We start from the raw sequence: 22,543 nt of genomic DNA on the forward strand, positions 1-22,543 counted from the left end.
TAGAAAAAAGATATGAAAAAATATATACTACCCCTATTGGCCCTGTCCTTATGCGGCTTCACTCTGACGAGTCACGCACAGTCTTCCTCCCACAAAGGTCTGGCATGGCTTTCTTCACACGGACTGGACTATGAGATAAAGGCCGGAATTAATATAGGAGGAACTTCTCCCCTACCTCTGCCCAAGGAAATCAGAAGCCTGGACAGTTATTCGCCCGGACTGGCCATCACCCTGGAAGGAAATGCCACCAAATGGCTGGACGCAAAACAGAAGTGGGGCGTCAGCCTGGGGCTGCGGCTCGACAAAAAAGACATGGATACCAAAGCTACCGTAAAGAACTATGGCATGGAAATCTTCAGCGAAACCGGAGGGAAAATAAAAGGCCTCTGGACGGGAGGAGTAAAGACTACCGTAAAAATGTCTTACCTCACCATCCCGGTTCTGGCAAACTACCGCATCAGCAACCGCTGGAAAGTGATGGCAGGACCGTATTTCTCTTACATGATGAACGGGGAATTTTCCGGAAATGTATATGAAGGACATCTGCGCACCCCCGACGCCAGCGGAAGCCGCGTTAATTTTGAAGGAGAGAACAAGGCTGCATACGATTTCTCGGACAACCTCCGCCGTTTTCAGTGGGGCCTGCAGGTAGGCGGTGAATGGAAAGCCTACAAGCACCTGAACATCCATGCCGACCTGACCTGGGGACTGAACGACATTTTCCAGAAAGACTTCACCACGGTCTCGTTTGCCATGTATCCCATTTACCTGAACCTGGGATTCGGATATGAGTTCTGATTATACCTTATATATAAAGAAAAGGGCTGAGACGCAAACCTCAGCCCTTTTCTTTATAGTAACCTCTACCTTATTATTCGAAGGTAATCTGCAAATCGTCCAGCAGCAATTTACTGTTGGGAGCGCCCTCATACACATCGCCGTTCTTACTGGAGGTGCAGATAAACGCTATTTTATATTTCTTATTGGCATCGTAAGATTTGCCGTTCACTTCCTCGAAGTTCAAGTCAAATTTCTTCCAGTCGGTCGCGCCGCCATTCTCAATGCCCGCACGCATCACGATAGGCGCATCGGCCTGCTTGATGGTTTCCCCATCCAACACGAAGCTTTCATTTTCTGCCTCATACAACACCGCATAGATGTCACATTCATCCACTTTGTCGGCTACGGCATTCGCGTCTTTGTCATAATAGGTCTCACCCGGAGTGTACTTATACCATCCTGAGAATTTCAGCGGCTTTCCTTCGCGCGTCACGCCGAATTTGGTCGATTTCAAAGGCTTTGCCGCATTCAGTTCGAATGTCCCCATAAACAAACTTCCTGCCGTGATGTTCGGTGCCATGGTGGCCATCAATGCCCCTACAAATCCGCCATAATTTTTCAGGTCCTGCTTGGCTTGCAGCAGACTGACGGTCTGCAGGCAGGCTGCTGTAGTGCCTTCCTTCACGTCTTTCGTTTCTTGAGTCACGCAATAAGGAGGTACCACCACTTCCGGATGACTGGCAGCAACCCCTTCCAAAGAACTATACACAATAGCGCTTCCTCCGTTTGTCGAAGCATAAGGGCCTGCCGGGGTATAATAATGATAGGTCTCGTCGTAAGTCCAGTTTTCAAAATTCAAGGCCAACACTTTCGAACTGATTGAGACCTTATAGGCAGCCACCGTACCGTCCTCAGCGGTTACAGTGTAAGTCACGACCTTGCCATTTGAAAAATCCTGTGCCTCTCCGCTGGCAGGCACCACGGTCGCTCCGGACGAAACTTCAATGGTAGGCACCAGAGCCGTCAAATAGGCAGCCTTTGCCGTATCGGCAACCATAAAAGTGATGGTCTTTGCCTCTTCATTGATTGTCGTTTCGCCTACCACCAGGGAGTCCACTGCGGCCACGGCCTTATCGAAGGTAAAAGAAGTGATTTTGGCCTCACTGCTCTCGTTTCCCGTCAGGCGAGTACCTGAATAAGTCACTTTCACGGCCTGTTTGATTCCACCCGTCAGCGTGGCATCTATATCCAGGTCCATATTCAGAGTTCCGTTGCTAAACACTCCGGCCGCATTTACGTTTGCCGTAAGCAGTTCGGCCTCAACCGTAGTCGTTCCGGTAAACTCATATTTATCGCCATTGGCTGTCAACGCACAGTTGTTCAGATTGATATCTCCAATTTTTATTCCCATAAACGAGAAGTCCGTGATAGACAGACTGACCGCATTGTCGCCGGCTTTGCTCACAGTGATAATTTGTGAGTTCACCGTTCCACCCGGAATATCTACGCCACCTTGTGAAATGGACACATCCAATTTTCCCTTATATTTACCCGCCAGATCACTGTCAACGGGAATCACAATTGATTTGTCTTCACTGCAGGAAGTACACAAATTCACCACGCACAAAAGGGCAAACAAGTAAAAAAATAAGCTCTTTTTCATCTCTTGATTTTGTTTTAAATTACGGCAGCAAAGGAAATCAATACACTCCATTTCTGCAAGGTCGATTTATTTTATTTTTAGCCGATTTTTTAAATCGTAAAAAATCCACGCCTCAATAATTAACTTCTAAATGCATTTTTTCTCATTTCGAGTGGTCGATTTTTAAAATATACTATTTTATCTTATTTCCTGTTTTATATTTTTAAGGTACGATTCACACAACCGTTTTATATTTCTGCTATCTTTGACACATCGGAAACCAAAAAAGATAACAAACACCTTATTTTTTATGAAACACAAAATTCTCACACATTGGGCAGGCATCTTTACAATCTTGATTCTAAATGTATTCAACCTGCAGGCACAATATGCCGTGAAAGGTACCCTCGTGGATTCACTCACACACGAAAGCGAGCCCTACGCCACGCTGCGTATCACGCTTGACAAATCGCCCGACAAACCGGTCCGGCTGAACGTGACGGATACCCAAGGGAAGTTTCAGGAAAAACTGCCTCACACCGGCAACTACACACTGCAAATCACATCCGTAGGCAAACGTACCGTCATCCGCCGTTTCACCATCACGGAAAGCAAGCGGGTGGCCGATTTGGGCACGCTCTACACCTGCGACGATGCCCAGATGCTGAAAGGCGTGGAAGTGGTGGCACAAAAACCGCTCGTAAAAGCGGAAATCGACAAAATTTCCTACAGCATAGAAGATGACCCCGACTCCAAGACCAACACCACCCTCGAAATGCTGCGCAAGGTACCCCTTGTCACAGTCGACGGGGAAGACAACATCCAGGTCAACGGTTCCAGCAATTTCAAGGTGCATGTCAACGGGAAACCCAACACGCTGATGAGCAACAACCCGAAGGAAGTGCTGCGAAGCCTGCCGGCCAATTCCGTCAAATCCATTGAAGTGATTACGGAACCGGGTGCCAAATACGATGCGGAAGGTATCGGAGGCATTCTGAACATCATCACCACCGATGCCAAGATGCAAGGCTACAACGTGACCCTCGGAGCCAATGCCAACAACATGGGCATTTCGGGATATGCGTATGGCACGGTGCAGGTGGGAAAATTCACCCTCACCGGAAACTATTCCTACAACTACCAGAACCAGCCGCGCAGCCTCTCGGAAAGCGGACGCGAGGATTTCACTTCTACCGACTACCGCCACCTGTCCACCGGAGGCTCTTCCAAGAACAAGGGAAACTTCCAGTTCGGAAACATTGAAGGAAGCTATGAGATAGACACGCTGAACCTGATTACCTTCTCGGCCAACATCTTCGGAGGGAAGTTCGACACGCAAGGCGATTCGCATACGTCCATGAGCGACAACGAGTGGAACGAACGCTACAGCTATCTCACCCGCAACCAGTCGACCAACCAGTTCGGAAACATCGGCGTGAATGCCGACTACCAGCATTCCTTCAAGAAGAAAGGAGAATACCTCACCTTGTCCTATAAGTTCAACAATTCCCCCAACAACAACGAGGCAGACACTTATTACGACGAGGTGAAAGACGTGCCTTTCAGTCTGCCGCACCAATATTTCGACAACGATGCCCACACGGCAGAGCATACCGCACAGGTTGACTACGTCAATCCGTTCAACGGCGTTCACTACATGGATGCCGGAATGAAGTATATCTACCGTGAGAATTACAGTGACAGCCAGTACTTTCTGGAAAACGCCCAGGGCGAGATGGAGGCCAGTCAGGACCTTTCAAGCAAATACCAGCAGGGGCAGCACATTCTTGCCGCCTACGCGGACTACCAGCTGAAGTGGAAAAGATTCGGGGCGAAAGCCGGTGTGCGCTATGAGCATACGTTCATGGACGTGGAATACGACTACATGCCCGAACGTAATTTCAAGACCGGATTCGACGACGTGGTTCCCACCCTGAACCTCTCCTACATGCTGGGGATGAGCGCCACCCTCCGGGCCAACTACAACATGCGCATCAACCGTCCGGGAATATGGTACCTGAATCCTTTCCGCGACACCAGCAACCCCACGTCCGTCAGCTATGGAAACCCAGACCTAGACACCGAAAAAGCACATATCCTCGGAATGACGTTCAACACCTTCAGCGCCAAGTTCAGCCTGAACGCCAACCTTACCTATACGTTCATCAACAACGGTATCGAACGCTATTCCTTCATGAACAACGGAGTGCAGGAAAACACTTACGGCAATGTAGGCAAAAGCCAGCGCACACGCCTGGCCTTATGGATGAACTGGAACCCGGGCAGCACCACCCGCCTCTCGCTGAACGCCGGCGGCGACTATGCCGACTACCGGAGCAAGGAACTGAACTCATACAACAGCGGATTCTCCGGAAACCTGTTTGCCAACGTGCAGCAGACCATCCCCTGGGAGTTACGCCTCAGCCTCTATGGCGGCGGCAGCACCCCGTACGTGTCGCTGCAAGGAAAAGGCTCTTCCTACTACTATTACGGCATCAACCTCAGCCGCTCCTTCCTGAAAGAAAAGCGGCTGAACATCTCGCTCTTTGCCAGCAGCATTTTCCAGAAATACAATTCCTACCGCAGCGAAACCGTGACCGATACCTTCCGCTCATGGTCGAACAGCAGTTATCCTTCCCGCAGATACGGCATCAGCATCAGCTGGCGGTTCGGTGAACTGAAGACACAGGTGAAAAAGACACAGCGAAGCATCACAAACGACGATTTGAAGGCAGGCGGCGACAACAAGGGAAGCGGAACCATGCAGTAATTCCTGCAAATTAGCTATCTTTGCAAAAACTATGCACTATGGAAAAGGAACTGCCCAAAATAGATTTGCCGGAAGAATGGCTCATCGGCACCGGCATCAGCAAAGAACTGCTGGGACTCTACACCAATTACCCGGTACGCCTGAAATGTGAAATCTTCGTACTCTGCACATCCGGAGAGGTGGAAGCGTCGGTCAACCTGAATAAAATCAAGGTGGAAGCCAACGACTTCATTACGCTTACCCCCGGAAGCATCTTTCAGATAAACGACATCAAGGGCGACCTGAACATCTACTTCGGCGGGTTCTCGTCCGAATACATGGAACACAACATCCAGTCGCACTCCTTCCTCGACACCATGTACCTCACGCTCGGACGACCCGTCATCCGCCTGCGCCCGGAAGGAGCCAGAATGATGGAGGAATACATGCAGCTGCTCATCAAGATGTATGAGTTCCTGCCCGAGAAAATCAGACCGGAAATCGCCACCAACCTGTATGCCGACATACACAAAGGCATCTCCATGCTCTACCGGAACAAGACCGACGAGGTGCACACCCTGTCGAAGAGCGAGCTGATTTGCCGCAACTTTGCCCAGCTGGTCATGCAGCACTACAACCAGACGCGCAACGTGGCCTGGTATGCCGAAAAGCTCCAGATTACCCACGCCCACCTCTGCACCACGGTGAAACAGATTACGGGGAAGACCTGCGTGGACATCATTTCGTCCATGGTCATCATGGATGCCAAGTCGCAGCTGAAATCTTCACAGCTTTCCATCCAGAACATCTCCGACTCCCTGAACTTTGCCAACGTGTCGTTCTTCGGGAAATACTTCAAGCGATACGTGGGGATGAGTCCGCTGGAGTACCGGAACAACGGGTAGAAAAAAGAAGAGACAAGAAGACTTCCGACGACATTTGAAACGTTTTGAGAGCCTCAAAAAAACGCACTTGCGCTTGAAAGAAAACGCACTTGCGTTTTGCTCAAAACGTACTTGCGTTTCAAGTAAAACGTCCTTGCATTTTAAACCAAACGCACTTGCGTTTTCGTCCCCCCCTGAAAAGCCATGAAAAGAACGTACATTTCACTCCTTTTTTGCCTGCTCGGACTCATCCTGCAAGCCGGTTCCGGCGTACGGCTCACCCCCATCCCCTCTCTTCCGCAACTGCCGGTCAGCGCCATACACCGCATTTTCCAGGACAGCGAGGGAATGATGTGGTATGGCACAGTCAACGGGCTGTGCCGCGACGACGGCTATCAGGTAGACGTCATCCGCTCCGACATCCATACGCCGGGGCTGCTGCGCAACAACCTGGTCCAGTCCATTTCGGAAGATACGAAAGGCCGGATTTGGTTCGGGACGGATGCCGGCGCCTATATCTTGGACAAAACCGACAGGCAGGTCGTCCCTCTGGACCCGGAAAGGCTGCAGGGAAGTGTGGTCTACAGCATCCGGAAAACCTCGGACGGATGCATGTGGCTGGCCAGCGACAACAAGCTGATGCGGTATGACGCATCGGGCAGACACCAGAAAACATACCAGCTGTACGACCATGAAGGAAGGCCTTCGTGGATGGCCGGATTCTGCGAAAGCCGGCAGAAAGAAATCCTCATCACCCTGGGACGGGAAGGCATCTACCGCTACGACCGGAAACGGGATACCTTTGTATGTTATGCCGCCCCTCCTGCCGGACGGAACCTGGCCTATCTCCTACAGGACCGCACGCACAACTATTTCTGGGTGGGGACCAATGGCAACGGCGTGCTGCTGTTCAACCCCTCGGCACCCAAGGATTCCCTCTACACCTTTTCTCCCATTCCCGTCAATCCCATGGGAGAAAAGGAGGGCGATATCCTTTATCTGACACAAACATATCACGACGGCACGCTTTGGATGACCACCCGCCGCTCCTTGATAGCCATGCGCTACGATGAAAAAAAACGCCAACTGGTGCAGACCGGTTTCCGGCTGCCGGCTCCATACGGCACCATGTTGAACGAAATCTACCAAGACCGCCACGGGGCACTGTGGGTGGCTTCTTTCGACGGAAAGAGTTTCATCGTGCATTTCACGGAAGACGCTCCGGAGGAATTTCCGCTTCCGGCCCTGTCACAGCGCGTCAAGTCCCAGCCGGCCATCATGGCCTTGAGCGATGCCGGCGAAGGCAAGCTGTGGATATCACAGGAACGCACCGGACTGGGACTGTATGACCTGCGGCACGACCGCGTGTCACTTTATCCTGATTTTCCGTCACTGGCCGGTCTTTCGCTGGGAACCATCAAACAGCTGTCGGAGGCCGGCAGAGAAGGAAACGTATGGGTGATACCCGAAGGAAACAACCTTATCTACGAATTCAGACGGGAAGGCATGCAGATTGTCCACGTGCGCAGCCTGTCACTGCCTTCTCCCCAACCCGACGAATATTTCACGCAGACCTACGAAGACGAGCGCGGCAGGCTATGGGCCGGCACCAACCACGGACTCTATGTCTTCAACCTGCTCCAGGCACAATGGTACACCTCCTGCGACACCCTGGGACAGGTCAGTGCCATCCGGGAAGACAAGCGCGGCAACCTGTGGATAGGTACCACCGACAAAGGCCTTTACCGGCGGACAAAGACCGGCAACTGCCAAAGAATCGTGCCCTCCCTCTCCGTCACCTGCCTGAGCCTGCAAGAAGACAGCTGCGTCTGGATGGGCACCCAGGAAGGAGGGGTATATGCCCTGCACGTGCAGACCGGAAAGCTGACCGACCATACTCAGCTCTGCGGACTGACCGGCAACATCGTAAACCAGCTGGAATACGACGTGTACGGCCACCTGTGGATTGACACGAACCAAAAACTGATAGAATACAATCCGAAAAACCGCTCGTTCTCCACCTATCTCACCACCGACAATTCCCTGCTGCTCCACCGTTTCATCCCTACAGCCCTCTGTAAGGGGCGCGACGGACGGATTTATCTCGGAGGCATTCCGGGCATCTGTGCCGTGACGCCTTCTGCCCGGCTCGACCAGCCCAGCCAGAACATACCGACCTTCATCACTGGGATTTATGTGATGGAAAAACTCAAAAAGCAGACCAACAACCTGACCCTCCAGCCGGACGAATACAACCTGGAGATTCATTTTTCTTCACTCGATTACCTGAACGCGGGCAAGATACGCTATGCCTACCGCCTGACCGGACTCGACAAGGAATGGAACTACACCGCCGAGGGACAGCCCGTGGCCAGCTACAAGCATCTTCCCAAAGGCAACTACGTGTTCGAAGTGAAGGCCACCGACGGCTACGGAGTCTGGAGCGACAAAATCACCCGGATGCATATCACCCGTCTTCCCGCCTTCTACCAAACCGGATGGGCCATCGCCCTCTACCTGCTTCTCACGCTGGGCGGAGTCTATGCCGGCATTCATTTTTACCTCCGCCGGATGAAACGGAAAAGCGAGGAACTGTATGCCGACAGCACGGAACTGATGAAAATGCGTTCCTACCTGGACGGGGAGCAGCCCTCCCATCCGGAAGTACGGGTTTCCGATCTGGAATTTGCCCGGCTGGACGAGATGCTGCTGGAAAATATTCTGAAAGCGGTGGAAGACAACCTGAGCGAACCCGACTTCGACGTGCAGCACCTGGCCGAAAAAGTCAACATGTCGCGCTCCACCCTGACCCGCAAACTGAAGGCCATCACGGGACTGACTCCGCTGGAATACATCCGCCGCGTCAAGATGCAGCATGCCTGCCGGATGCTGAAAAACAACCATACCACCGTGAACGAAGTGGCCCTGGCTCTCGGCTACTACAACCGGAAATATTTCACCGCCTGCTTCAAGGAAGAGTACGGCCTCACGCCCAGTGAATACCAGAAAAAGCAGGAACAAGAGGGCACATCTGAATCAAAAGAGGGGTAAAAATGCGTCAAAACGCCCTTTGAAGCATTTCATGCCGCTCTTTGGCACATTCTTTTCTCCGCCTCGCCAAAGAATCTTTTTACATTTGGCAGCGTCAACCTTAGTGGTCAAACTTCGAAAAACGAACGAACAAAATGAGAAAAGAAATTCTATTCCTAGCCGCACTGGCTTCTTGCATTTCCTCCTTCGCGCAGCATTTTGAAAAGACTGCCCAAGGGGGAAAATTCCAGACCGCACAACCTGTTTTGAACGGGGAAGTGATTTTTTACTCCCCTTCCATCGTGCGCATCGTGAAATATCCTTCGGCTGAAATGCCCGAGAAAAAAAGTTATCCCGTCATCAAGACTCCGGAAAAAGTGGAGATTGCCTACACTCAGAACGGGAACACGGTGTGCATGACCGCCGGAAAGATGAAAGTCACACTGGATGTGGCCACCGGAAAAGTGACCTACACCGATGAAAAAGGAAAAACCTTGTTGAAGGAAAAAGTAGAAGGCACCAACTTCATCCCCCGGAAAGATGTAGACCGCGATGCGTATACCGTGAGCCAGGCGTTCAGCCTTGCCCCCGATGAAGCCATCTACGGACTGGGACAACGGCAGAGCGGAGCCATGAACCACCGCAACCAGCAGATTCACCTGTCCAACGGCAACACCAACATCTGCATCCCCTATTTCACTTCCGAAAAAGGCTACGGTGTGTACTGGGACAATCCGGGCATCTCCGACTTCAGCGACACGCCCTACGAGACCTCGTTCTCTTCACAGGTGGGCCTTTGCTCCGACTATTACTTCCTCTATGAAGACGGCACGCAGGACGGCGTGATTGCCTGCATCCGCGACCTGACGGGAAAAGCCACCATGTTCCCGCTCTGGACCATGGGCTACTGGCAGTGCCGCGAGCGCTACAAGAGCCCCGACGAACTCTGCGGCGTGCTCGACAAGTACCGCAAACTCGAGATTCCCCTCGACGGTATCGTACAGGACTGGCAGTACTGGGGATGCGACTCCAACTGGAACGCCATGAAGTTCATGAACCCGCGCTACATCAACAAGATGGACGATGCGGAAGCCCTGCGCTACCTGCCGAACGGCGAAGACAAGAACGCCCGCTATCCGAAACCCCGCTTCAAAAGCCCGGAAGAGATGGTGGAATACGTACACAAGAACAATGCCCACCTCATGATTTCCGTATGGGCCAGCTTCGGCCCCTGGACCGACCAGTTCAAGGAACTCGACAAGATGGGTGCCCTGCTGAAATTCGAAACCTGGCCGCCCAAGTCGGGAGCCCATCCCTACGACCCGTTCAACAAGGACGCACGCGACCTCTACTGGCGTTACCTCAGCCACTTGCACCAGATGGGCATCGATGCCTGGTGGACCGACTCTACGGAACCCGACCACCTGAACCCTAAGGAAAGTGATTTCGACCTGCTGACAGCCGACGGTTCTTTCCGTTCCGTACACAATGCCTTCCCGCTGACCCACAACCGGGGTATCTATGAACACCAGCGTGCTGTATCGGATGCCAAACGAGTGTTCCAGATGACCCGCTCGGGCTACCTGGGCCAGCAGCACTACGGTGCCCTGAGCTGGAGCGGCGACGTAGTATCGAGCTGGGACGTACTCCGCCAGCAGATTCCCGCCGGACTGAACTTCACGCTTTGCGGCATCCCGTTCTGGAATACAGACTTAGGAGGCTTCTTCGGCTGGGAATACAACAACGACTGCACGAACGTGGCCTATCAGGAACTGCATGTACGCTGGTTCCAGTGGGGTTGCTTCATGCCGCTGATGCGCAACCACTGTTCTTCGCCGATGCTGAACGAAATCGACCTCTTCGGCAAGGAAGGCGACTGGGCCTACGACGCACAGAAACGCATCATCGAACTCCGTTACCGCCTTTTACCTTATATATATAGTCTGAACGGAGCCGTGGTACAGGAAGACGGCTGCATGATGCGCCCGCTGGTGATGGATTTCGCCACCGACCGCAAGGCCATCCTGCTGGACAACGAATACCTCTTCGGCAAGCAGATTCTGGTACGTCCGGTCACCGAGCCGCTGTACACCAAGAAGGTGGAAGGCAACAAGGGCGTGACCACCGTGCCCGACGTGGCCAAGGCTTCCGCTCCGGTGAAAGTGTACTTGCCGAAAGGCACGAAATGGATTGATTTCTGGACCAACGAGACCGTGGAAGGCGGACAGGAACTCCAACGCGCATGTCCGGTAGACATCCTGCCGCTCTACATCAAGGCCGGAAGCATCCTGCCGCTGGGCCCGAAGGTACAGTATTCTACCGAAAAGAAATGGGACAACCTGGACATCTGCGTTTATCCGGGTGCCGACGGCGAGTTCACCCTCTACGAAGACGAATTCGACAACTACAACTACGAAAAGGGAATGTTCTCCACCATCCGCTTCCACTGGAACGATGCCACCCGTACGCTGACCATCGACGACCGCAGCGGAGAATTCCCGCACATGCTGAAAAAGCGCAATTTCCACATCACCCTGATGCAGCCGGGCAAACAATCTGCCGAAACCGTCACGGTGAAACCCGACAAGAAAGTGTCTTATTCGGGTAAGAAAATGACAATCAGGCTGTAAATAATTTATGACAAGAAGGTGCGCACTCGCCAGAGTCCACCTTCTTGCCAATTACAGACAACTAATACTACATACACAACACATCTCATAGAATTATCCAATTGCACCTTTTATAATTCTATTTTATAACCTTTTAAAACCTATATTTATGAAACATGCATGTAAAGGAAAGCCATGTCATTCATGGCTTCAGACTGTTATTGCCACAGTCCTTTTTCTGTGTTGGGCAACCGTAGGATGGGGACAAGACCTGTCCGTCAAGGGAAATGTGACCGACACCAAGGGAGAGCCCATCATCGGAGCCAGCGTAGTGGTGAAAGGAAACACCACACTCGGTACGATTACCGACATGGACGGCCAGTTCATGCTCAAGGTACCTGCCAGCTCCACCCTCGTCATTTCCTATATCGGATATGTGACCCAGGAAATACCCGCCAAATCGACAATCAAAGTCATATTGAAAGAAGACAATGAGATGTTGGACGAAGTCGTAGTCATCGGTTACGGAACCCAGCGAAAAGGAGATGTGACCAGTGCCATCGCCAGTGTAAAATCAGATAACTTCGTCAAAGGAGCAGTGAAAGACGTAGGCCAGCTGATTCAAGGAAAAGTAGCCGGACTGGCCATCACCAACCCCAACGGTGACCCTGCCGGAGAGACTCAGATCCGCCTTCGCGGAACCAACACCATCGGTGGAGCCAATACAGCCCCTCTGGTATTGATTGACGGAATCCCCGGAACCCTGAGCACAGTGGCTCCTGAAGACGTGGAAAGCGTGGATGTGCTGAAAGATGGTTCCGCCGCAGCCATCTACGGTACCCGCGGTACAAACGGCGTCATTCTCATCACCACCAAGCAGTCAAAAGGAGGCGACATCTGCTCTGTGGAATACAGTGGCTACGTCAGTACTGCAATGATGGCCAAACGACTGGAAATGCTCAACGGACGCGAGTTTGCCGCTCTATATCCAGACTATGACTATGGATACAACACCGACTGGGTAGATGAAATCAGCCGTACTCCTATTACCCACGTACACAACCTTTCACTGATGGGCGGCAATTCCAAGACCAGCTACATAGCCAACCTCAACTACGCAGACCGTCAGGGAACCATGAAAAAATCGGACTTCGACAACTTCCAAGGAAGAATTGAGGTAACCCACCGGATGTTCGACGACAAGGTGAAACTGAAATTTGGTATCTTCGGAAAGAAAAGCCAGATGGAATCTACCCAAAACGGAGGAAGTTTCCGTGGCAGTGTCTACTCACAGGCCACCCGGCGCAACCCGACCGAGCCCGTGCGCAATCCGGACGGCACATGGTATGAAAACGTCAACAAATTTGAATACGAAAACCCGCTGGCTTTACTCTATGAATCAGACGGAAACGTAAAGAAAACAGAATTGCGCTACAACGGAAACATCACCTACAATCCCATCAAGGACCTGACCTTGCAAGCCTTGTTCTCTTACACACGCGAAAACATGAACCGCGGATACAGCGAAACACAAAACCATATCTCCGCCCTGCGTGACCACAAGAACGGCTGGTCGTCTGTCGGCGCATACACCGAAATGGAAAAGCTGATGGAACTGACCGCACAATACACCAAGACCATTAACGACCATAAATTCTCCATTCTGGGAGGTTACAGCTACGACGAAACAGACTATGAAGAAATGTGGTTCGACAACTACGGTTTCCAGGACGACTATTTCGGCGGATGGCACAATATCGGCATCGGTTCTGCCTTGAAAGAAGGAAAAGCCTCTGCCGGCTCCAGCAAGACATCAACCAACCTGATTGGTTTCTTCGGCCGTGCCACCTATTCATGGAAAGAACGCTACCTGTTCATGGCTGCTCTGCGCTACGAAGGTGCCAGCCAGCTGTGGGGAACAGACAACGCATGGGGATTGTTCCCGTCTGTATCCTTCGGATGGAGAATCACGGAAGAACCGTTCATGAAAAACCAGCACATATTCAATGACTTGAAACTGAGAGTTGGTTACGGTGTGACCGGTTCACAGCCCAAGAATCCGTTCCTGGGAGTAGCCATGCTGAAATACGGCTCCTACGCCTACGTAAACAGCAGTTGGATACAAACCATCGTACCGGCCTCCAACCCGAATCCGGACTTGCGCTGGGAAGAGAAGAAAGAAACCAACGTCGGTATCGACTGGGTATCCTGGGAAGGACGCCTCTCCGGTAGCATCGATTACTACAACCGACTGGTAGACGGACTGATTTATGACTATGCCGTACCGACTCCTCCCAACTTGTATAACACGACTACGGCCAACGGCGGTAAGATGAGAAACAAAGGTGTGGAAATCCTGGTCAACGTGATTCCGGTACAAAACAAAGACTTTGAATGGAGCACCACCGGTACCTTCTCTTTCAACTCCAACAAACTGGAGAGCCTGTCGGGAAGTATCTTCAAATCAGAATATGACTACTTCAATACCGGAACCGTGGAATATTCCGGCCAAGTAGCAGACTCACACCGCGTACAGGTGGGAGAAAGCATCGGTAACTTCTACGGATTCAAAGTAGTAGACGTGGACGAAGAAGGACGCTGGATTTACGAAGACCGCAACGGCGACCTGATCAATTACAAAGATTTCACGCATGCACCGGAAGACAAGCACATCATCGGTAACGGACTTCCCAAATACTATGCAGGATGGAACAACAACTTCCGCTACAAGAATTTTGATTTGTCTATCACCATGCGCGGTGCCTTCGGCTTCCAGATTATCAACGGCGCCCGCATGAACTACGAGAACGTGAAGAACGCCCGAATGGAAAACCGTCTGAAATCTGTCAACGACCTGGTATTCGGCAAGCATACCCTCAGCCCCGAAGTGGAACCGGAATTCAACAGCTACTATGTGGAAGACGGTGACTACTGGAAGATTGACAACATCACGCTGGGTTACAACTTCGGCCAGCTCGGCAAGTACATCAAGTCATTGCGCATCTACGGTTCCGTACTGAATGCCCTGACCCTCACAGGATACAAAGGCATCGACCCGGAAGTTTCTACCGACGGACTGACTCCTGGATACGACACTCGCGACCGCTACCCGAGCATACGCTCATTCACGTTAGGTGTAAACGTAAAATTCTAATTTAAAAGCAAAGAACCATGAAAAATATCATCAGATTATTTTCCGCATGCCTGCTCACTTCAGCCTTGGTTGGCAGTACGGCATGCACCAGCTTATTGGATGAAAGCTACGGACAGGTGATGTCCAACAAATACTCTCCAAAGACAGAAGAAGAAGTCAGCTATCTGGTAAACGCAGCCTATATCCCCTGGAGAGAAACCCTGCTGCAATGGAACGGTGTGGTGCGCTCACAGGAACTTTGTGCCGACCAGGACGTGATTCCGGCCCGCGACGGTACAGGATGGGTGGACGGATACATCTACAAACGCTGGCACCAGCATACCTGGACTACGGAAGACGACGGCGTACTGCAAGGATGGGAACGTACCTACAACGGAGTGAACACGTGCAACCGTATCCTTTCGCAGATAGAAGAAGGTACCATCAATGTGGAAGGCGACACCAAAGCCGCGCTGGTAGCCGAACTGAAAGTGCTGCGTGCCTCCTACTATTACATCCTTATCGACCTCTATGGAAATGTACCTCTGGTAACCGACTTCAAGGATGAATCACTCCCTAAACAGTCTACCCGCAGAGAAGTGTTCGATTTCATCGTGAAAGAAATCAAAGACAACATCGACCTGCTTTCCGAAACTCCAAGAGGATATTACTACGGACGTTTCAACAAATGGGCAGCCCACACCCTGCTGGCCAAGATGTACCTGAATGCGGAAATCTGGGCAGGTGAAGCCCACTGGCAAGACTGCATTGACGAGTGTCAGGCCGTCATCGATTTTGCCACCTCCACCAATGAATACGGGCTGGAAGAAAAACAGAAAAACGTATTCATCACCCAGAACGAAAATTCCAAGGAAATCATCTTCGCCCTTCCTTTCGATGAAATCTACGTGACGGGATGGAATGATTTCGACTTCCACATGTACACACTGGCCGCCGAAAACCAAGATACCTATCAGTTCACCGAAAGACCGTGGGGAGGCGTATGCGCCATCCCTCAGTTCATCGACTCTTTCGACCCGGACGACCTGCGCTTAAAAGAGAATTATATCCAGGGGCCTCAGCTCACAGCTTCCGGCGAACCGTTGCAGCGCAGTGACGGCAAAGGACAGCTCATCTACATTAACGAGGTGCCTTCCATTGAAAGTTCCGATTCCGGACACGGTTACCGCTGGGGTAAATTTGAATATGCCAAAGGCATTACCAACCGCCTGAGCAACGACTGGCCGCTGTTCCGTTATGCCGATGTGCTGATGATGAAAGCAGAAGCCCTGATGCGTTCCGGACAGCCCGGAGCCGGTGCACTAGTGACAGAAGTGCGTAAACGGGCCTTCGAAGACCCCAGCAAAGCCATCGTTACCGATGCCCAGCTGGAAGGTGGAAGCTGCTATGACTACGGACGCCGGGATACCAACATGGAAACCCACGAAGGCGGGGCAGACATCAAATACGGTCGTTTTCTGGATGAACTGGGATGGGAATTCTGTCAGGAAGGCAGACGCCGTCAGGACATGATCCGTTTCGGAGTATTCACCACGAAATCCTGGTTCTCACACGACAAGAGCAATCCGAACAGAAACCTCTTCCCGATTCCGAACAAAGCTATGCTGACCAACAGCAACCTGGTTCAGAATCCGCAATAAGCAATACATCTATTCGGGAAAAAGATAGCCGTCAGGCTGTAAAATAAAGAAAGGAGCTGCATCCCCCAGGGCGACGCAGCTCCTTTGCTGTCAAATCATAGTCAAATCTTATGGTTTCTTCATCCAGACCACCGACGTACACAACTGCGCGATGGCTTCGCGGTGACTGATCAGAATCAATGTCTTTCCATGCAGCTGGCCCGACAGACGCTGCAACAGCAGCTGCTCCGTCTCGCTGTCCAGCGAAGAAGTCGGCTCATCCAACAGGAGGATGCTTCCCGGACGCAGCAGCCCCCGGGCAATGGCAATCCGCTGGGCCTGACCTTCACTCAGTCCCGTGCCCCGCTCCCCACACACCGTATCCAGTCCGTCGGACAAGGCAAACACAAAATCGGCCACCGCCAGATGAAGTGCCTGCCTCATCTCTTCCTCCGTCGTATCGGGATTTCCCATCCGCAGGTTCTCCCGGATGGTACCGCTCACCAGCGTGTTGCCCTGCGGCACATACGACAGGTTGCAGCGTGTCTGCGGCGAAGCCACTACCTCCCGGTTGCCGTGATAGAAGACCACCCTTCCCTTGTCTGGCTCCAGCAAGGCCAACACCAGACGAAGCAGCGTGCTCTTTCCCACTCCGGTCTCTCCCACGATGGCCGTCAGGCTTCCCGGCGGGAAATCGTGCGAGAAATCCGTCAGTACCTGCCGGCTGCCCCCCGGATAGGTATAACACACCTGCTCCATGCGGACACCGACCTCTCCTTCCAGGCGTACCGGCGTTCCCTGCCGTTCCTGCGGCAGTTCCTCCAGCTCCACCAGCCGTTCCGTCGAAGTGAAAATCCGGATAAAAGCCGGAATCTGTCGGCTCAGGTCCACCATCGGGCGCTGAATCTGCGCCACCAGCTGCAAGAACGCCGCCATCATGCCAAAAGTCACCGTCCCTTGCTGCAGGCCGAACACCCCCCACAGGAAGGCCACGGCATACCCCGTCATGAAACCTACCTGTACCATAGAGCGGGAAAACACCGAAAAATCCGTGCGCTCCTTCACCTTTCCCCACAGTTCCTCCTGCACCATTCCCAGTTTGCGGACTGCCTGAGCCGTATATTCCAGCGTACGAATCAGAACCCGATGCTGCAAGTTCTCCTGCAAATGACTCTGTATCCGGCTGTCTGTACTGCGAATCTCACGCGACAACCGGCGCATCTTCCGCACATAACTCTTGCTGAACAGCAGAGCCACCGGCATGATGCAGACCAACACCCCCGTCAGGCGGATATCCAGACGGGAAAGAAAGAACAAGGCCCCGCACAGCTGGAAAAACGTGATAAAGACCGAAGGAATCGTAGAGCACAACGCCCCTGTCACGGTCTGTACATCCTCTTCCAAGCGGTTCAGCATGTCGCCGGAGTGCAGTTTCTCCCGCCCCGACCAGCAGCTTTCCATCAGATGCACAAACAGCCGCCGGTGCAGCTCGTTCTGCAACGCCGTTTCCGTACGGCTGACCAGGCAGCTTCTGAACGCCGAAAAAGCCAACTGCGCCAGCAGACACCCTATCATCCACGCGATATAAATGCCTAGCGCATCGGCCGACACGCCCGTGGCAATGTCAATCAGGTGCTTGCAGACATACACAAAAAACAGAGAAATACCGACATACAGCACCCCCATCCCTGCATACACGACAATGGGAATCCGGAAACCACAGGAGGTTTTCCACAACCATCTCACACAATAACTTATCCTCATATCCTCCACCTTCTGCACAGATACAGCAACACCCGGCGCAACGGAAGCAGCTTCCGCCACACCCGTGCCCTGAAAAGTTCTTTTCGCGAAGTACAGTCCACAAACCGCCCGTCGCGTATGATTTTGACGGCCACGCCCACCACCTCATTCCGGCGGCAACGCTCCGTGGCATACAGATTTCCGTCGCCCATCAGCACCATCGCCTCCTTTTCCAGCCGGTAGACCCGGTGCAACACATAGCTTCCGTTCTGCAACCGTACCAGTACGATACTGCCCACGGCAATATCCTTCCTTCCCTGCAACACCACACTGTCACGCTCGTCCCAGATGAACGGGAACATGCTGTTTCCCTTCGCCCGCATCGTCACGGAATGCCCGTTCTGCAACATCCGGCCTATCTCTTCAAAAAACTGCGCATTATTCAGCCACAACTTCTCCGTCTGCATCTCTTCCTGACACAAAAAATCCCCTTCCCGGCCATATTCCAAAGCCAGAAAGGGGAGACAAAAAATTACTTACTACGTGTAATTACCACACGGCTCAAGCTAGGATTGTCATAGAACATATTGTCTACCCCACCCTTATATTCCACTTTAAGCTGTGATTTGGAAACGCCGAATTCATTGACCAGACAGTCACAAACGGCTTCCGCACGTTCCTTGCTCAGACGCTCGTTCGTCTTCTGGCTGCCTGTACCTTTATCCGCATACCCCGTGATGGTGTACACCGTGTTGGAACCACCAGCCTTGATGGCCTCAGCCAACAGCTGCAGGTTGGCACGTGCTTCTTTCGACAGAGTGGTCTTGCCAATCGGGAACACTATCAGGTTGGCCGCAATCACCTTGTTGATGACTTCCTGTTTCTGCTGGCCTTCTGCCGTAGACAAAGCCTCTTTCAGACGGGCCACTTCCTGGTTCATCTCGTTCAGGCGGTCGCGCATCGCATTGGCCTCGGTCTGGTCATAGCGGGTCACCGTCTTGCTGCGGTCCCATCCGCGACGTTTGAACTTATAGGTCAGGCCGACGGTAGCCGAGAACAGACCGTCGAACTTGGATTCGCCGATTTCGCCGTCGATGGCATCATCCACCATGGAAGCCCGCAAGTCGATGTTGGCATCCAAGGCATCACACAAGCGGAAGGAATTCAACCAACCGGCACTCATCGTAATATCACCGGCTGTAGGAGCCTCCCACGTACGCATGTAGCCTACACCTGCATAAAAACTGCTGTTCCAGATACGGTTTTCACGATAACCGCAGAACAGGTTGGAAAGGTTGAACAACACATCGGCACGGAGGTTGTAATATTTGAACTTGGAATAATCCATACCGCTTCCCCAGCCGGGCACCTGCTCGCCGGTAGAGTGGGCTGCTCCCCAACGGGTAGCCCCCTTCAAGGAAAGACCGTTGTACATCAAGCGGACACCGATGCCCGGAGTGAACCATTTACCTACAGCGATGTCCAGCGCAGGCGAAATACGTTTGCCGAACCCAATCTGCTTGTCATGGTCACCGAACATCACCTGCGGTCCCGCACCTACAGTGAGGAACCAGTTGTCCCAGAAGTGGTTGGTTTCCACTTTATATTTGTCGTCGGTGTATTCCACTTTTTCCGTGATACCACCGTTTTGTGCTGTCTGCTCCGACTGAGCCAAAGCAGGACTTGCAGCCGCCAACGCGAGGGCTGCAAAAAGTGTTTTCTTCATCATAACATTATGTATTAGTTAATGTATTTTTTAGTTTATTCCGCATCCGTCACGAAACTTCCGCTGGTGATGCTGGTATTCATCCAATTCAAACGAGTAAGATAGGTCTGTTTCATCAGTTCCATCGCATCTTCAAAAGACAAGTCATCATCTCCGTTGAATGCCACCCATGTCGTCATCCAATTGGCATTAGCCTTTACTTCCATCATAGACCATATAGTCGTGTTGTACTTATCTGAAGTCCGGTTTTGAACAGCCAACTTGTCAATGGTGGATGTCACTTCCAGCAAAGCCGGATAAATGACCTGCCAACGTTGCTGCACCTGCTGACGGAACGAAGCATCCTTGAACAACAACGGATACCACATATAGGGCTGATCATTTTCATAATTACCCCAAGAGCTTAGCTTTGATGCGCCATACAGCCATTCATCGAGTTTTCTGCAAGAACGTGTATTGCCATATTGCTTTCTCAATGCTTCCACACGATCGTAATCCACAAAGGTCTGCCAGTCGAAATCCCATACCGGACCGGCTGTCAACTTGCCTTCGCCGTCAATATACATATACACACTCTTCGGATGTCTGTACTCGTCATTGAGCACCAACTCCTGCACAAAGAAATAATCAATGACAGAACTAATATCCAAGTCTTTGTAAGCTTCGGTGTAATTGCCGCTTTCCAGATTGGCCTCAATGCCTTCCACCTTCTCTTTCACATAATTGTAATAGATAGAACTTGGAGGAACCTCATCCTTAAACATACACGGCAATCCTCTGTCGGTACGGAAATTGTTTGCCTCGTCCATTGCGTCGTCAAATTCGAGCAGGTACCCGCATTCTCCCACCGAAGGATTTGCGTTACCTCCATCTACCACATCCTCATAACAATCCTGAATATCCACACGGTCACCATCAATCTTAATCTGCTCACACAAATAATAATTGCCCACATGACGACCGTTGATGACCAGTTCCACACTGGTTCCACGAGGATTCCAGCCTAAGCCGTCGGCAGCCGCATCGGCTGTACGATGGGCAATATCGAAAGTCACCGCATTACGCAGCATGGTACGGTCCATCCAGTTGGCCAACAAAACCCAACGTTTGTGTTCCGGCATACCCAAGACTTCACATTTTTTGTCCAGCTTCACCGCAAACGGCAGTTTCGGGAACTCCTGACTGGTATTTCCACGCAAGCGGAAACCACATGCCCGAGGAGCTACATTCTCCGTACCGTCGGCATTGTACACGGAAAATACATCGGTATCTACCCAGTCTGATTCCTTGGAACGAACATTCAATCCGGCTTCAGGCCAGCTTACGCTACCATCCCCGCTTTGGGTCAGTACCACCACAGGCAAACCCGTATTGGTCACTGTCACTGTATAATCCTGGCTATCTGTCCCGTCGGATACGGTATAAGTTACCAGCTTGCTGAAATCCTGCTCAGTCACTCCACTTGTTTGCACCTCCCCATCGACGGTCACGATAACGCCTTCGGCCACCTCAAAGGTAGGCTTCAACTTAAAATCGTACAGATAAGGGATGCAACCGGAAATCACATCACCGTCCACATTCAGCGTTTCACCGGAACTTTCTTCCGGACGGGTCGAACCGTTACTGAAGACCAGTTTCTTATCCAGAATCTTACCCTTATTATTCCCTACTTCAAAAGAGAAGGAAGCTATGACCGGACGGTTGGTCACCTCCATGTCATTCTTAAAGTTCTCCAAAGAAAGCGGGAACGTATAGCAGGTATTGACCGCAAAGTCAACCAACGCCTCACGGGTAAACTCGGCCTTGAACTTCTGAGTCAGAATGGTAATCTTGATTGCATCACCCTTATGGATGTTCGGCGCACAAGTGATATAACCGGTATAAGACTTTCCGTCAGTAAGAGCGGGTTTGTCACTCCACACCATCGTCAGTTCATTGGCTCCTGTCGCGTTGCCGGTCCAGGTCACGCCTTTAGTGGTGGCATCGAAAGTGAACTCACCACCCAACCGACGTTCCTCGGGCAAGGTCAGCACAATCTGTTCCAATTGGTCACCTTCCAAAGCCGTGCCGGTGGCATCGATGTCGAACTTCAAGAGTGAGAACAGATGTTCGAACTCAAATTCGTACGTGCCATCGGAACCTTGAAAGGTAGGCGTACCCACTTTGTAATCACCTTCCAGCTTACCAGTCGTCATGTCGAACGTCTGCGTCAGTTTCAAGTTTCCTTTCAAAGCTGTCACATCGCCCGAATTATTATCTACGCTATAAGGATAATAAGCCACAGTAGGTATCTCTCCCCCGGCCATTGTGCCGGTGAACTGTGCTTCCGCCACATTCGTGGTGTTTGTAGACTGAAACAAGGCATTCTTTGTACCGTTCGAACCGAACACACCGATAGCATCTTTCGGCAACCACAGAATACCGACCTCGTCCGCAGGCGAATTCGGGTCGACACAAGTACGTGTCGACATTCCTCCGCTCATCCGGGCCAGAATGGTGACATTGCCTTGGGAAGTGACCTGTTCAAAAGCCTCTTCCTGACAGGCTGTCAAAGCTCCCACACAACAAACAGCAATACTATAAAACTTCAGTCTGTGCTTCATCGAC

At 51.9% G+C, this 22,543-nt stretch carries 12 protein-coding genes; 7 read left to right on the forward strand and 5 right to left on the reverse strand.

The genetic code is table 11. The features are described from left to right. Nucleotides 1-12: 12 nt before the first annotated feature. Complete coding sequence (locus OIM59_RS12615) at nt 13-798, forward strand: porin family protein (RefSeq protein ID WP_303897049.1); 786 nt, start codon at nt 13-15, stop codon at nt 796-798. Between the two features lie 73 nt (nt 799-871). Here OIM59_RS12615 and OIM59_RS12620 read toward each other — a convergent pair whose 3' ends face one another. Continuing rightward, nucleotides 872-2,443 (reverse strand): PCMD domain-containing protein, encoded by a 1,572-nt coding sequence (locus OIM59_RS12620; RefSeq protein ID WP_303897051.1) that lies wholly within the window; start codon nt 2,441-2,443, stop codon nt 872-874. Nucleotides 2,444-2,732: 289 nt separating this feature from the next. Here OIM59_RS12620 and OIM59_RS12625 point away from each other — a divergent pair, with 289 nt between their 5' ends. The 6 genes from OIM59_RS12625 to OIM59_RS12650 all read left to right on the forward strand — a co-directional run bounded on the left by OIM59_RS12625 (nt 2,733) and on the right by OIM59_RS12650 (nt 16,488). Then, the gene (locus OIM59_RS12625) at nt 2,733-5,192 is read left to right on the forward strand and encodes an outer membrane beta-barrel family protein (RefSeq protein ID WP_303897053.1); all 2,460 of its coding nucleotides are present in this window, start codon (nt 2,733-2,735) and stop codon (nt 5,190-5,192) included. Nucleotides 5,193-5,230: 38 nt separating this feature from the next. Next, nucleotides 5,231-6,076 carry an AraC family transcriptional regulator gene (locus tag OIM59_RS12630; protein ID WP_303897054.1) on the forward strand — a complete coding sequence of 282 codons (846 nt, stop codon included), beginning with the start codon at nt 5,231-5,233 and terminating at the stop codon, nt 6,074-6,076. Between the two features lie 183 nt (nt 6,077-6,259). Then, on the forward strand, nt 6,260-9,106 hold the full coding sequence (locus OIM59_RS12635) for a two-component regulator propeller domain-containing protein (protein WP_303897056.1): 2,847 nt from the start codon (nt 6,260-6,262) through the stop codon (nt 9,104-9,106). A gap of 134 nt (nt 9,107-9,240) precedes the next feature. Further along, entirely contained in the window at nt 9,241-11,715 is a 2,475-nt protein-coding gene (locus OIM59_RS12640) for a TIM-barrel domain-containing protein (protein ID WP_303897058.1), read from the forward strand. Between the two features lie 148 nt (nt 11,716-11,863). Further along, a complete protein-coding gene (locus tag OIM59_RS12645) occupies nt 11,864-14,848 on the forward strand; it encodes a TonB-dependent receptor (protein WP_303897060.1) in 2,985 nt (994 codons plus the stop codon). Between the two features lie 17 nt (nt 14,849-14,865). Further along, nucleotides 14,866-16,488, forward strand: coding sequence for a RagB/SusD family nutrient uptake outer membrane protein (locus tag OIM59_RS12650; protein ID WP_299169721.1), 1,623 nt, complete (start codon nt 14,866-14,868; stop codon nt 16,486-16,488). Between the two features lie 108 nt (nt 16,489-16,596). Here the strand turns inward: OIM59_RS12650 and OIM59_RS12655 are convergent, their stop codons facing one another. The 4 genes from OIM59_RS12655 to OIM59_RS12670 form a co-directional block, all read right to left on the reverse strand. Beyond that, nucleotides 16,597-18,231, reverse strand: coding sequence for an ABC transporter ATP-binding protein (locus OIM59_RS12655; RefSeq protein ID WP_303897062.1), 1,635 nt, complete (start codon nt 18,229-18,231; stop codon nt 16,597-16,599). Continuing rightward, on the reverse strand, nt 18,228-18,677 hold the full coding sequence (locus tag OIM59_RS12660) for a S24/S26 family peptidase (RefSeq protein WP_303897064.1): 450 nt from the start codon (nt 18,675-18,677) through the stop codon (nt 18,228-18,230). The genes OIM59_RS12655 and OIM59_RS12660 overlap by 4 nt, the downstream gene beginning before the upstream one ends. A 65-nt stretch (nt 18,678-18,742) precedes the next feature. Then, nucleotides 18,743-19,939 (reverse strand): OmpA family protein, encoded by a 1,197-nt coding sequence (locus OIM59_RS12665; RefSeq protein ID WP_303897066.1) that lies wholly within the window; start codon nt 19,937-19,939, stop codon nt 18,743-18,745. 32 nt (nt 19,940-19,971) lie between these two features. Further along, nucleotides 19,972-22,539, reverse strand: coding sequence for a CotH kinase family protein (locus OIM59_RS12670; RefSeq protein WP_303897067.1), 2,568 nt, complete (start codon nt 22,537-22,539; stop codon nt 19,972-19,974). Nucleotides 22,540-22,543: the final 4 nt, after the last annotated feature.

Source organism: Bacteroides mediterraneensis, assembly GCF_025993685.1.
Taxonomy (GTDB): domain Bacteria; phylum Bacteroidota; class Bacteroidia; order Bacteroidales; family Bacteroidaceae; genus Phocaeicola; species Phocaeicola mediterraneensis_A.

Excerpts from the sequence above, each read along its gene's own strand:
- OIM59_RS12620 (WP_303897051.1), bottom strand. The coding sequence starts at position 2,443 with ATGAAAAAGAGCTTATTTTTTTACTTGTTTGCCCTTTTGTGCGTGGTG.
- OIM59_RS12630 (WP_303897054.1), top strand. The coding sequence starts at position 5,231 with ATGGAAAAGGAACTGCCCAAAATAGATTTGCCGGAAGAATGGCTCATC.
- OIM59_RS12645 (WP_303897060.1), top strand. The coding sequence starts at position 11,864 with ATGAAACATGCATGTAAAGGAAAGCCATGTCATTCATGGCTTCAGACT.
- OIM59_RS12625 (WP_303897053.1), top strand. The coding sequence starts at position 2,733 with ATGAAACACAAAATTCTCACACATTGGGCAGGCATCTTTACAATCTTG.
- OIM59_RS12655 (WP_303897062.1), bottom strand. The coding sequence starts at position 18,231 with ATGAGGATAAGTTATTGTGTGAGATGGTTGTGGAAAACCTCCTGTGGT.
- OIM59_RS12670 (WP_303897067.1), bottom strand. The coding sequence starts at position 22,539 with ATGAAGCACAGACTGAAGTTTTATAGTATTGCTGTTTGTTGTGTGGGA.
- OIM59_RS12660 (WP_303897064.1), bottom strand. The coding sequence starts at position 18,677 with ATGCAGACGGAGAAGTTGTGGCTGAATAATGCGCAGTTTTTTGAAGAG.
- OIM59_RS12615 (WP_303897049.1), top strand. The coding sequence starts at position 13 with ATGAAAAAATATATACTACCCCTATTGGCCCTGTCCTTATGCGGCTTC.
- OIM59_RS12635 (WP_303897056.1), top strand. The coding sequence starts at position 6,260 with ATGAAAAGAACGTACATTTCACTCCTTTTTTGCCTGCTCGGACTCATC.
- OIM59_RS12650 (WP_299169721.1), top strand. The coding sequence starts at position 14,866 with ATGAAAAATATCATCAGATTATTTTCCGCATGCCTGCTCACTTCAGCC.
- OIM59_RS12665 (WP_303897066.1), bottom strand. The coding sequence starts at position 19,939 with ATGATGAAGAAAACACTTTTTGCAGCCCTCGCGTTGGCGGCTGCAAGT.
- OIM59_RS12640 (WP_303897058.1), top strand. The coding sequence starts at position 9,241 with ATGAGAAAAGAAATTCTATTCCTAGCCGCACTGGCTTCTTGCATTTCC.